This is a genomic window from Stenotrophomonas sp. MYb238 (assembly GCF_009496535.1).
Taxonomy (GTDB): Bacteria; Pseudomonadota; Gammaproteobacteria; order Xanthomonadales; family Xanthomonadaceae; genus Stenotrophomonas.
In genome coordinates, this window is record NZ_WIDL01000007.1 from 1 (window position 1) to 12,326 (window position 12,326).

The following is a 12,326-nucleotide window of genomic DNA, read 5'->3' on the forward strand; positions in this document are numbered from 1 at the left end:
GGCGGGTGGGCGGGGTTTGTGGCGAATTTGAAGCGGGGGTGAAGCGGCGGCGCCAACGCCGGACGCGCACGGTCGCCCCGCGCCCGCCATCCCGACGCCCTTGCGTCGCACCGGCCAGTTGCGGACGCATGCCGCGGCATAGTATGAATCCGTGTTCATCCGCGGCCCGGCGTCCACCGGCAGCGCCGTGCCATTCCCCCGAAGGAACACTACGTGCTGCACGCCCGGTCGCGTACTTCGCTGATCCACCGGCTGTCCCTGAGCATATGGGGACTGTTCCTCGCCCTCCTCCTGCTGCTTTCCGCGCTCGGCTACCTGGCCATGCGGGTGGTGACCGACCGGGTGGTGCCGATGGTGGCGCAGCGTACGGTCGACCTGCGCGCGCGGGCCAACGAAGGGCAGTTCCTGCAGGCCGAGCAGAGCGTGCTGCGCCTGCAGCGCGAACTGCTGTGGCGGCTGGACCGTGCCGACCGCGAAACCACCCTGGCCCGTTTCGACACGCTGTTCGCGCGCAGCGCCGACGGCCTGTGGCGCTTGCGCGCCGACCAGGTGGATACCGAGCGCGCGCCCACCCTGTACCTGCACCAGCCGCCGCAGGGACTGGACGAATCCACCCGCCTGCGCGCCGTGGTCGCCTACGACCTGCTGCGCGAACAGGGACCGGCGCTGGCGCCGCCGTTCTTCTCGGTCTACATGGACTTCGTCGAGGATGGGCTGATGGTCTATGCCCACGGCATGGACTGGGGCAGCAACGCGGATGCGACCGCGACCAACGCCGGCTACCCGACGATGCAGGGCTCGGACCCGCGCCGCAACCCGCAGCGCAAGGTGTTCTGGACGCCGGTCTACCTGGACCGGCAGGCCGATACCTGGATGGTGTCGGTGATCAAGCCGCTGGACTGGCAGGGGCGATGGGTGGGCACGCTCGGCCACGACGTCTCGGTCCAGAGCCTGATCGACCGGACCGCCAATGCCGACGGCGAAGGCGTGCAGCTGGTCATGGGCGCCGACGGCGCGCTGATCGCGCACCCGCAGTTCCGCCGGCGCATCGCCGCGGCCGATGGCCAGCTGAAGCTTTCGGCGCTGGACGATCCGCTGCTGGCGCAGGTGCACGGCATGATCACCTATGGCCACGCCGACAACGGCGTGGCGCGCTCGCCGGACGGTACCCACTGGGTGGCATGGTCGAAGATCCACGGCCCCGGCTGGTACCAGATCTTCCTGCTGCCGCAGGCGCGGGTGAACCACGTATTGATGTGGGGCCTGCTGGCCGTGTCCGGCTTCGGCATCCTCGGCCTGCTGCCGGCGATGTGGCTGCTGCGCCGCCGGGTCGGCTCGCTGTTCGCGGTGCCGCTGCGGCGCCTCACCCAGGCGGTGGACGAACTGGGCCAGGGCGGCGCGCCCACGCCGATCGCCATGCGCGGCGACGACGAGCTGGGCCGCTTGGCCGGCGCCTTCGACGACATGGTCGAGGAACTGGTGCAGCAGCGCGCCCTGCAGTTCGCGCACGCGCAGGCGCTGCAGACCGAGATCGACGAACGCCGCCAGTTCATGACCCGGCTGGAGGAAGAACGCGCGCGCCTGCTGGCGCTGCTCGGCGCGATGAACCTGGGCATCCTGTTCGTCAGCGACGAGAACCGCGCGACCTACTGCAACGCCGCCTTCCTGGCCATGTGGGATTTTCCCGAGGACGGCACCGTCGTCGGCAGCAGCACCCACCAGTGGCTGGAGACCTCGCAGCGGCTGATGCTCGATCCGCAGGGCTTCCGTCGCCACCTGGACGAAGCCATCGTCTCGCCGGACCTGCACAAGCGGCTGGAGATCCGCCTGCACGACGGCCGCATCGTCATGCACGACGCCTATCCGGTCTGCGACGCCCAGGGCCACCACATCGGCCGCCTGTGGGTGCAGGAGGACGTCACCCACGAGCGCCAGACCGCCGAGCAGCTGGTGCGGCTGGCCCAGCACGATCCGTTGACCAGCCTGTACAACCGGCGCCGCTTCGAGGACGACCTGGCGCGCTTCTTCCATGCCGCCGAACGCACGCCCAGCCAGGCCGCGCTGCTGTTCTTCGACCTGGACGAGTTCAAGTACATCAACGACACCTTCGGCCACCGCGCCGGCGACACGGTGCTCAACCGCATGGCGATCGAGATCCGCACCCTGATCCGTTCCGACGAGACCCTGTTCCGGCTCGGCGGCGACGAATTCGCCGTGCTCATGCCGCATGCCAGCCTGGACGACGCCCAGCACCTGGCCGAGCGCGTGGTGCAGCGGATCTCGCAGACGCCGCTGTGCCTGCACGAACAGACCGTGCGCCTGACCACCAGCCTGGGCATCGCCCATTTCCCCACCCACGCCGACAATGCCGAGGACCTGGTCGCCCACGCCGACGCGGCGATGTACCAGGCCAAGCACACCGGCAAGAACCGCTGCAACGTCTACCGCCCGGACCGCGACAGCTCGCGCGAGATGGCGACCCGGCTGGCGTGGAACGACCGCATCGCGCGCGCGCTCGAGCACGACCTGCTGCGCCTGCATTTCCAGGGCGTGCACCATGCCGGCGACGGCCGGCTGGCGCACCTGGAAGCGCTGATCCGCATGGAGGACGAGGCCAATCCCGGGCAGCTCATCATGCCGGCGCAGTTCATCGAGCCGGCCGAGAAGAGCGGCAAGATCCTGGAGATCGACCGCTGGGTGATCGCCCGGAGCATCCGCCTGCTGGCCAGCCACCCGAACCTGCCGGCCATCGCCGTCAACATTTCCGGGCGCTCCTTCGACGACCCCGAGCTGCCGGCCTGGATCGGCGGCCAGCTGCGCCAGCAGCACGTCGCCCCGCGGCGCCTGCTGGTGGAACTGACCGAGACCTCGGCGGTGTCGGACATGGGCGATGCGGCGCGCTTCATCGCCGCGCTGCGCGACACCGGCTGCCCGATCTGCCTGGACGACTTCGGCACCGGCTTCTCCTCGTTCGCCTACCTCAAGAACCTGCAGGCCGACGTGCTCAAGATCGACGGCATGTTCATCCGCAACCTGCCCAGCGAGCGCGACAACCAGGTGTTCGTGCGCGCCATCATCGAAGTGGCGCGCGGCATGGGCAAACTCACCGTGGCCGAATTCGTCGAGGACGAGGCCACCTTGCAGATGCTGCGCGGCATGGGCGTGGACATGGTGCAGGGCTACCACCTGGGCCGGCCGCGCGCCGACCATCCGGCCCTGGCCGATTGACCTTGGCAGATGCGGGCCCCGCCCCGCATGCGGCCTTTCCCTGAAGCCTTCGCGGCGAACGCCGTGCTACAACGCCGGCAGCCAGAGCGCGGCGCGCGCGCCGCCGCCTTCGCGGTTCTCCAGGCGCGCATGGCCGCCGTGCAGGCGCGCCACCTCGGCCACGAACGGCAGGCCCAGCCCCGAGCTGCGCTGCCCGCTGCCCGGGCGGGCCAGCGAATAGAAACGCTCGAATACCCGTTCCAGCGCGTAATCCGGCACGCCCGGGCCCTGGTCGAGCAAAGCCACCTGCCACCCCTCCTGCTCGGCGCGCAGCCGCAGCGCGATCCGCCCGCCCTCCGGCGAGAACGCGATGGCGTTGTCCAGCAGGTTGCCCAGCGCCTGCCGCAGCAGGAACGCGTCGCCCTGCACTGGCGCCCGATCGGGCAGTTCGCAGTGCAGCGACAGCCGCGCCGCCTGCAGCCGCGGCCCGGCGTCCTCGCCCAGTTGCCGGCACAACGCGCACAGGTCCACCGTGGTGCGGCGCTGCAGCCAGCCGTGCTGTTCCACTTCCGCCAGCCGCAGCAGCTGGTCGATGGTCTCGGTCAGGCGCCGCTCCTGCTGGGCGATGTTGGCGGCGAAGCGCTGCCTGTCGGCTTCGGGCAGGGGTTCCTGCAGCAGCTCGGCCGCGCCGCGGATCGCCGCCAGCGGGCTCTTCATCTCGTGCGTGAGCGACTGCACGTACTGCTCGACGTAGGCCTTGCCCTCGAGCTTGCGGCGCATGGTCTCCAGCGCCCGGCCGAGATCGCCGATCTCGTCGCTGCGCGGCTTCGGCGGCAATACCGGCTCGCCCGCGCTGACCGCCTTGGCATAACGGCTCAACCCGCCGATGCCGCGCGCCAGCCACCAGGTCATCAGCAGCCCGATCAGCGCCGCCGAACCGATCAGCCAGGCGCCGCGCGCGACGATGGCGCGCTGGCTGGCGGTGATGAACGGATCGATGCTGTCGTTGGGCTGGGCCAGGGTCAGCACGCCGATCAGGGTGCGCCCGTCGGCCGGATCGTAGACCGGCGCGGCCACGTGCATGACCGTGCTGTCCGCATCGCCCGGCGTCCCCGGGCTGGAGCGCGCGCCGTACTGGCCGCGCAGGGTGCGGTAGACATCGTTCCAGCGCGAGTTGTCGCGGCCCACGTCCTGCCCGCGCGAGTCGTAGACGACGATGCCGCGCGCATCGGTCACGGTGACCCGGTAATCGATGCTGCGCTTGGGGAAGCGCCACACCATCGCGCGCGGATCGCGGCGCTGCGCGGTGGCCACCTGCGCGGCGAAGCGGCCATCGGCGATGCGCCCGGCCTTCAGGTCCGGCCCGGCCATCACCGCCAGCACGTTGGCCGCGTCCACCAGGGTGGACTCCATCGCCTGGCGCACGCCCGGCTTGACCTCGTCGACGAACACGCGCATCACGAAGAACGCGGCGATGCCGACGATCAGGAAGAAGCCGAGGAAGAGTTTCAGGCCGAGGCGCATTTATTGCTGCCTTCGTTTCCTGGAGCAAAGCTTTCGCTGCCCTGCGGGGAGCGAGTTACTTCTCTTTGCTCGTGCAAAGAGAAGTAACCAAGAGAAGCGCTTTCCCAACAGCCGAATGGCTGGTCAACACGCCCCTGCCTCCGCGCCCGATGCGCAAGCGCATCGGGTCCACTCCGCCGGCGGGATTTTTCTACGCGACACAGCCGCGATGCAGCTGGGGCCGGTGCAACCGCCTCACGGCGCCTGCCCACGCACCGGGGCGAAGCAGTGCTTCGCCTCTTTCCGGTTCGCCCCTGTCGCGTAGAAAAACGACATGCTCGTCCGCTTCGCGGTCGAGTCCGGGGCAGGTGCCGTGCGTCGCCTGCCCGTCCGGCGGGGCTAAGCAGTGTTTCGCCTATTTCCGCCGAACCCATGCACGTCGCCCTTCGGGTTTTTCCCGCCAGCTCCGTCGCTGCGGAAGGGGATTCTGAAAGGCAAAAGCAACTACCGCTACTCCGCCGTTTTCGGCTGCAGTCGATCAGCATTACCTTCGGGCCGTTGTCGTGATTGTGCTTTTGCTCTTGGCTTCTGACTTCCAACGGCCGTAGAGCGAGCCGAGCACCGCAGCGGGTCGAGGGGCGAAGAGGCGCACGTGTCTGAGCGAAGCGAGTTGTGCGCCGTCCCCTCGACACGCGAGGAGCGCAGGGGACCGATGCGGCACAGCCGCATCGGCTCGCGTCCGGCGCGTGCTTGACCAGCCGTTCGGCTGTTGGAAAAGCGCTTCTCTTGGTTACTTCTCTTTGCACGAGCAAAGAGAAGTAACTCGCGCCCCGAAGGGGAGCGAAAGCCTTTGATGTACCTATCAATCCCACATTCGGACTCCGTCGTCCCTCTCCCCAACCCCTCTCCCACAGGGAGAGGGGCGTTGAAAGCAGCGCCTCCAGCCCATGGAAACCTCAAACATCCAGCGCATACCCCACGCCCCGGTGCGTGCGGATCGGATCGTCCTGCGCACCCGCCGCGCGCAGCTTCGCGCGCAACGTCTTCACGTGCGTATCCACCGTGCGGTCGGCGCTGTCGCTGGCATGGTCCCAGCCGCGCTCCATCAGCTGCGCGCGGCTGAGGATCGCCCCCGGCCGCTGCAGCAGCGCCGCCAGCAGCGCATATTCGTAACGGGTCAGGTCCAGCGGCGCGTCGCGGAAGCGCACCCGCCGCCCCTCGCGGTCGATCGCGAACGCGCCCTGCCGTACCCAGCCGGCCTCGGCCGGCGCCGCCTGCGGTGGCCGCCGCAGGCGCGCGCGCACCCGCGCCACCAGCTCGCGCGGCGAGAACGGCTTGCCCACGTAATCGTCCGCGCCCAGTTCCAGGCCCAGCACGCGGTCGAACTCGTCGTTGCGCGCGGTGAGGAAGATCACCGGCACCTGGCTGAACGTGCGCAGCTGGCGGCAGACCTCGAACCCGCCCAGGTCGGGCAGGCCCACGTCCAGCACCACCACGTCGATGCCGCCCTCGCGCAGGCGGTCCAGCGCCTGCCGCCCCAGCGCGCAGTGCTCGGCCGCATGGCCCTCGCTGCGCAGCGCGTACAGGACGGTATCGGCGATGGCGGCCTCGTCTTCGACGACGAGCACGCGGGCGGGCTGTTCGGACATGGCGCCAGCATAGCCGCCCCCGGGCGGCGCCCGTACACTGCGCCGATGAACTACCGCCACGCCTTCCACGCCGGCAACCATGCCGACGTGCTCAAGCACACCGTCCTGCTCGCCCTGATCGACGCGCTCAGGCGCAAGGACGCGCCGTTCTTCGTGCTCGACACCCATGCCGGCCGCGGCCGCTACCTGCTGTCGACCGAGGAAAGCCGCAAGACCGCCGAGGCCGACGAAGGCATCGGGCAGCTGATGGCCTCGCCGACCCTGCCGGAAGTGATCGAGCGCTATCTGCGCGCGATCCAGGCCAACAATCCCGTCGGCGGGCTGATCGCCTACCCCGGTTCGCCGCTGCTGGCCGCCCAGGCCATGCGCGAGCAGGACCGCCTGGCCGCCTGCGAGCTGCAGCCGGAAGAGGCGGCGGCGCTGAAGGAGCTGTTCGCCCGCGACCGTCGCGTGCAGGTGCTGGCCGCCGACGGCTACGACAGCATCCGTGCCCTGCTGCCGCCCAAGGCCGGCGGCAGCAAGATCGGCCGCGCCCTGGTGCTGATCGACCCGCCCTACGAGGCGCAGGACGCCGAATACCCGCGGATCGTCGCCGCCCTGCGCGAGATCCTGACGCGCATGCCGCAGGCCCAGTGCGCGGTGTGGTACCCGATCAAGCAGCGGCGCAGCCTGCTGCCGTTCTTCCGCAAGGCCGCCGCTCTGCCGGCCAAGTCGGCGCTGGTGGCCGAACTGATGGTGCGCCCGGACGACTCGCCGCTGCGCCTGAACGGCAGCGGCATGCTGCTGCTCAATCCTCCCTGGCAGTTCGACCAGGTGCTGGCTCCGGCGCTGCCGGTGCTGCAGCGCGAACTGGGCCAGGCCGGGGCATCGACACGGCTGGAGTGGCTCAAGAGCGGGGATTGAGCCCGCCGGCCATGGCTCGCCGCAGGAGGCGAGACGGCCCGCGCCTGGGCCTCTTCCGGCGTGGCCGATCGCGCTGGACAGCGTTCCCGCAGCGGAAAACCGCTGCTCCCGGCCTGTCGCCACGGTTGAATCGCGTTCACAGAACCTCACGCTGCAGGTGCAAGAATCGGTGGACTCTGGAGGACCGCAGTCATGGCTACCCGCAACCGCATGCCCCCGTGGCATGAAAACTTCAAGGCTCCCAGCGGCCGGGAACTGCTCATCCGTCCCATCCGCCCCGAGGACGGCGCACCGCTGCAGGGCGCGTTCGCGCTGTTCGGGCCGGAGGAAGTGCGCGACCGCTTCCTGCAGGCCGTGGACGTGCTTTCGGACGAAACCGCCCAGCGCCTGACCCACCCGAACCCGAAGACCGAGATCTCGCTGGTCGCCGCCGAACCGCTGCCGCCGGGCGAAGCCGTGGTCGGCGCGGTGGCGCGGGCCTCGATCATCCCCGGCACCCGCGACGCCGAATACGCCATCCTGGTCAGCCGCTTCCTCGCCGGCCAGGGCCTGGGCCGGCAGCTGATGCGCAAGCTGGTCAAGTGGGCGCGCGGCAAGTACCTGGACCGCATGTACGGCGACATCGCCCAGGACAACGAACCGATGCTGCAGTTGGCCGCCTCGCTGGGCTTCAAGCAGGTGCCGCACCCGTCCGGCACGCCGGGCCTGGTGCGCATGGTGCTGGAACTGGGCAGCTGAGGCAGGCGCGCGCCCCGGTGCGCGACAGGGCTTTGCACTCCGGATTCCCGGACAGGGACACGGATGCCGCCGCAGATGGGGCTGCATGAAAGCCCCGTCGCGCACCCAGGTGCGCTCCTACCTTAAAATCGGCGGTCTCATGCCGCATCACGCCCCCTACCCCGTTCCGCCGCTGCCCCGTGCGGGCCAGCTCCGCGCCTGGTGGCGCGCCCCCGCATCGACCAGCGCGCTGGCCTGGCACGTGGCCCGCGCCGCGCAGGCGCATGGCAAACCACTGCTGCTGGTCGCCCGCGACAACCACGGCGCGCAGCAGCTGGTCGCGGACCTGCAGACCCTGCTGGGCAGCGAAACCACGCTGCCGGTGCTGCCGTTTCCCGACTGGGAGACCCTGCCCTACGACCAGTTCAGCCCGCACCCGGACATCATTTCCCAGCGCCTGGCCGCGCTGCACCGCCTGCCCACGCTGGCGCGCGGCATCGTCGTGGTGCCGGTGCAGACCCTGCTGCAGCGGCTGGCGCCGCTGAGCCACATCGTCGGCGGCAGCTTCGACCTGCAGGTCGGCCAGCGCCTGGACATGGACGCGGAGAAACGCCGGCTGGAAAGCGCCGGCTACCGCAACGTGCCGCAGGTGATGGACCCGGGCGATTTCGCCGTGCGCGGCGGCCTGCTCGACGTCTATCCGATGGGCGCCGGCGCGCCGCTGCGCATCGAACTGCTGGACGAGGACATCGACTCGATCCGCGAATTCGATCCCGAATCGCAGCGCTCGCTGGACAAGGTGAGCGCGGTGAAGATGCTGCCCGGCCGCGAGGTACCGGTGGACGAGGCCAGCCTGTCGAAGGTGATGGCCACGCTGCGCGAGCGCTTCGACGTCGATACCCGCCGCAGCCCGCTCTACCAGGACCTGAAGGCCGGCGTGCTGCCGTCGGGCAGCGAGTATTTCCTGCCGCTGTTCTTCGCCAGAACGGCGACGCTGTTCGACTACCTGCCCGAGGGCTTCCTGACCGTGGTCGCGCCTGGCGTGGGCGAAGCGGCCGACGCGTTCTGGGAGCAGACCCGCGGCCGCTACGAGCAGCGCCGCCACGACATCGAACGGCCGCTGCTGCCGCCGGAGGAGATCTACCAGTCGCCGGACAGCCTGCGCGAGCAGTTCAACCGGCAGCCGCGCGTGGACGTGTGGCCGGCCGAACATCCGCGCATCGCCGAGGCGCAGGCGCTGGGCGACCAGCCGCTGCCGCCGTTGCCGGTGGCGGCCAAGGACGCGCCGGCCGGGCAGGCGCTCAAGTCGTTCCTCGACCACTACCCGGGCCGGGTGCTGATCGCCGCCGATTCGCCGGGCCGCCGCGAGGCGCTGCTCGAGGTGCTGCAGGCGGCGGAGCTGCGGCCGCCGGTGGTGCAGAGCCTGCCGGCCTTCCTGGCCGACGATGCGCCGCGCCTGGCCATCACCGTGGCGCCGCTGGACGACGGCTTCGCCCTGGCCGAACCGCCGCTGGCGGTGCTCACCGAGCGCCAGCTGTTCCCCGAACGCGCGGGCCAGACGCGCCGCACGCGCCGCGCCGGGCGCGAGCCGGAAGCGATCATCCGCGACCTCGGCGAGCTGACCGAGGGCGCGCCCATCGTGCACGAGGACCATGGCGTCGGCCGCTACCGCGGGCTGATCGCGATGGACGTCGGCGGCATGCCCGGCGAGTTCCTCGAAATCGAATACGCCAAGGGCGACCGCCTGTACGTGCCGGTCGCGCAGCTGCACCTGATCAGCCGCTACTCCGGCGCCTCGCCGGAAACCGCGCCGCTGCATTCGCTGGGTGGCGAGCAATGGGCCAAGGCCAAGCGCAAGGCCGCCGAGAAGGTGCGCGACGTCGCCGCCGAGCTGCTGGAGATCCAGGCACGGCGCCAGGCCCGCGCCGGCCTGGCGCTGGACATCGACCGCGCGATGTACGAGCCGTTCGCCGCCGGCTTCCCGTTCGAGGAAACGCCCGACCAGCTGGCCGCGATCGAGGCCACGCTGCGCGACCTGCAGTCGTCGCAGCCGATGGACCGCGTGGTCTGCGGCGACGTCGGCTTCGGCAAAACCGAGGTCGCCGTGCGCGCCGCCTTCGCCGCCGCCAGCGGCGGCAAGCAGGTCGCCGTGCTGGTGCCGACCACGCTGCTGGCCGAGCAGCACTACCGCAATTTCCGCGATCGCTTCGCCGACTATCCGCTCAAGGTGGAGGTGCTGTCGCGCTTCAAGAGCACCAAGGAGATCAAGGCCGAGCTGGACAAGGTCGCCGAGGGCGGCATCGACGTGATCGTCGGCACCCACCGCCTGCTGCAGCCGGACGTGAAGTTCAAGGACCTGGGCCTGGTCATCGTCGACGAGGAGCAGCGCTTCGGCGTGCGCCAGAAGGAAGCGCTCAAGGCCATGCGTGCCAACGTGCACCTGCTCACGCTCACCGCCACGCCGATCCCGCGCACGCTCAACATGGCCATGGCCGGGCTGCGCGACCTGTCGATCATCGCCACCCCGCCGCCGAACCGGCTGGCGGTGCAGACCTTCGTCACCCAGTGGGACAACGCGCAGCTGCGCGAGGCGTTCCAGCGCGAGCTCGCGCGCGGCGGCCAGCTGTACTTCCTGCACAACGACGTGGAGAGCATGGGCCGCATGCAGCGCGAGCTGTCCGAGCTGGTGCCCGAGGCGCGCATCGGCATGGCCCACGGGCAGATGCCCGAGCGCGAGCTGGAAAAGGTGATGCTGGATTTCCAGAAGCAGCGCTTCAACGTGCTGCTGGCCAGCACCATCATCGAATCGGGCATCGACATCCCCAACGCCAACACCATCGTCATCAACCGCGCCGATCGCTTCGGCCTGGCCCAGCTGCACCAGCTGCGTGGCCGCGTCGGCCGCTCGCACCACCGCGCCTATGCCTACCTGCTGGTGCCGGACAAGCGTTCGATCACGCCCGACGCGCAGAAGCGGCTGGACGCCATCGCCTCGATGGACGAGCTCGGCGCCGGTTTCACCCTGGCCACCCACGACCTGGAAATCCGCGGCGCCGGCGAACTGCTCGGCGAGGACCAGAGCGGGCAGATGGCCGAGGTCGGTTTCAGCCTCTACACCGAACTGCTGGAACGCGCGGTGCGTTCGATCCGTTCCGGCAAGCTGCCCGACCTGGATGCCGGCGAGGAAGCGCGCGGCGCCGAGGTCGAACTGCACGTGCCGGCGCTGATCCCGGAGGATTACCTGCCCGACGTGCACACCCGCCTGACCCTGTACAAGCGCATCAGCTCCGCGCGCGACGGCGCCGCCCTGCGCGAACTGCAGGTGGAGATGATCGACCGCTTCGGCCTGTTGCCGGATGCGGCCAAGCACCTGTTCGCCATCGCCGAACTCAAGCTGCAGGCCAACGCACTTGGCATCCGCAAGTTGGAGCTGGGCGAGAACGGCGGCCGCATCGTGTTCGAGAGCAAGCCGGACATCGACCCGATGGCGGTGATCCAGCTGATCCAGAAGCAGCCCAGGCTGTACCAGATGGACGGCCCGGACAAGCTGCGCATCAAGCACCCGCTGCCGGAAGGCGCGGACCGCTTCAACGCCGCGCGCGCGCTGCTGACCACCTTGCGGCCGGCGTGAGCGGGCGTGAGGTTTGCCAGGAAAGAAGGCGGCGGGGACAATGGCCGTCCTTCTCCCGGCCTGGCCGTCTTTCCCGCGGTGCGGCGCTCCATGTTCTCGATTCCAACGTCCCCGGGCCTGTCCATCCCGCCTGAAAACGAAACCTGCGGCATCGCCGTGCTCGCCGCCGCGCTGGACGAGCGGGACAGCTACACCGACCAGCACTGCGACCGTGTTTCGCTGCTTGCCCATGGCCTGGGCGAGCGCTGCGGCCTGTCCGGCACGCAGCTGGAGCAGCTGGCGCTGGCCGCGCGTTTCCACGATGTCGGCAAGATCGGCATCCGCGACGACGTGCTGCTGCATCCCGGCCGCCTGGACGAACCGCGCATGGAAAAGATGCGCACGCACCCGGAGCGCGGCGCGCGCCTGTTCGCGGCCACCGGCCGCGACGATGCCGCCGCCGTGGCGCGGCTGATCCTGCATCACCACGAAGCCTGGGACGGCAGCGGCTATCCGCATGGCCTGCAGGGCGAGGACATCCCGCTGGGCGCGCGCATCCTGGCCATCGCCGACGGCTACGACGCGCTGACCTCGCACCGTCCCTACCGCGGCCCGCTGGAGGCGGACGATGCGCTGGCCATCCTCAACCGCGAGAAGAACCGGCTGGTCGATGCGCGCCTGTTCGGCGAGTTCCGCGGCCTGCTGCGCGGGCGCGCCCTGCCCGTCGCCTGACCGAC

General features: G+C 70.2%; 7 protein-coding genes. 5 read left to right on the plus strand and 2 right to left on the minus strand.

Annotated features, from left to right (window positions below):
* Positions 1-213: 213 nt before the first annotated feature.
* On the plus strand, positions 214-3,228 hold the full coding sequence (locus CQ393_RS06395; RefSeq protein ID WP_153190729.1) for an EAL domain-containing protein: 3,015 nt from the start codon (positions 214-216) through the stop codon (positions 3,226-3,228).
* A 66-nt stretch (positions 3,229-3,294) separates the two neighbouring features.
* Here CQ393_RS06395 and creC read toward each other — a convergent pair whose 3' ends face one another.
* On the minus strand, positions 3,295-4,731 hold the full coding sequence (creC, locus tag CQ393_RS06400; RefSeq protein ID WP_153190730.1) for a two-component system sensor histidine kinase CreC: 1,437 nt from the start codon (positions 4,729-4,731) through the stop codon (positions 3,295-3,297).
* Between the two features lie 935 nt (positions 4,732-5,666).
* Positions 5,667-6,359 carry a two-component system response regulator CreB gene (gene creB / locus CQ393_RS06405; RefSeq protein ID WP_153190731.1) on the minus strand — a complete coding sequence of 231 codons (693 nt, stop codon included), beginning with the start codon at positions 6,357-6,359 and terminating at the stop codon, positions 5,667-5,669.
* A gap of 45 nt (positions 6,360-6,404) precedes the next feature.
* Between creB and rlmJ the strand changes: the two genes are divergently transcribed.
* The 4 genes from rlmJ to CQ393_RS06425 all read left to right on the plus strand — a co-directional run bounded on the left by rlmJ (position 6,405) and on the right by CQ393_RS06425 (position 12,321).
* Complete coding sequence (gene rlmJ / locus CQ393_RS06410; RefSeq protein ID WP_153190732.1) at positions 6,405-7,262, plus strand: 23S rRNA (adenine(2030)-N(6))-methyltransferase RlmJ; 858 nt, start codon at positions 6,405-6,407, stop codon at positions 7,260-7,262.
* A gap of 192 nt (positions 7,263-7,454) precedes the next feature.
* Entirely contained in the window at positions 7,455-8,000 is a 546-nt protein-coding gene (locus CQ393_RS06415) for a GNAT family N-acetyltransferase (RefSeq protein WP_153190733.1), read from the plus strand.
* A gap of 139 nt (positions 8,001-8,139) precedes the next feature.
* Positions 8,140-11,610, plus strand: coding sequence for a transcription-repair coupling factor (gene mfd / locus CQ393_RS06420; RefSeq protein WP_153190734.1), 3,471 nt, complete (start codon positions 8,140-8,142; stop codon positions 11,608-11,610).
* Positions 11,611-11,700: 90 nt separating this feature from the next.
* The gene (locus CQ393_RS06425; protein ID WP_153190735.1) at positions 11,701-12,321 is read left to right on the plus strand and encodes an HD domain-containing phosphohydrolase; all 621 of its coding nucleotides are present in this window, start codon (positions 11,701-11,703) and stop codon (positions 12,319-12,321) included.
* Positions 12,322-12,326 lie beyond the last annotated feature (5 nt).

Bases quoted from the DNA above. Each gene is read 5' to 3' on its own strand.
- creC (WP_153190730.1), bottom strand. From the start codon at position 4,731: ATGCGCCTCGGCCTGAAACTCTTCCTCGGCTTCTTCCTGATCGTCGGC.
- creB (WP_153190731.1), bottom strand. From the start codon at position 6,359: ATGTCCGAACAGCCCGCCCGCGTGCTCGTCGTCGAAGACGAGGCCGCC.
- rlmJ (WP_153190732.1), top strand. From the start codon at position 6,405: ATGAACTACCGCCACGCCTTCCACGCCGGCAACCATGCCGACGTGCTC.
- CQ393_RS06415 (WP_153190733.1), top strand. From the start codon at position 7,455: ATGGCTACCCGCAACCGCATGCCCCCGTGGCATGAAAACTTCAAGGCT.
- mfd (WP_153190734.1), top strand. From the start codon at position 8,140: ATGCCGCATCACGCCCCCTACCCCGTTCCGCCGCTGCCCCGTGCGGGC.
- CQ393_RS06425 (WP_153190735.1), top strand. From the start codon at position 11,701: ATGTTCTCGATTCCAACGTCCCCGGGCCTGTCCATCCCGCCTGAAAAC.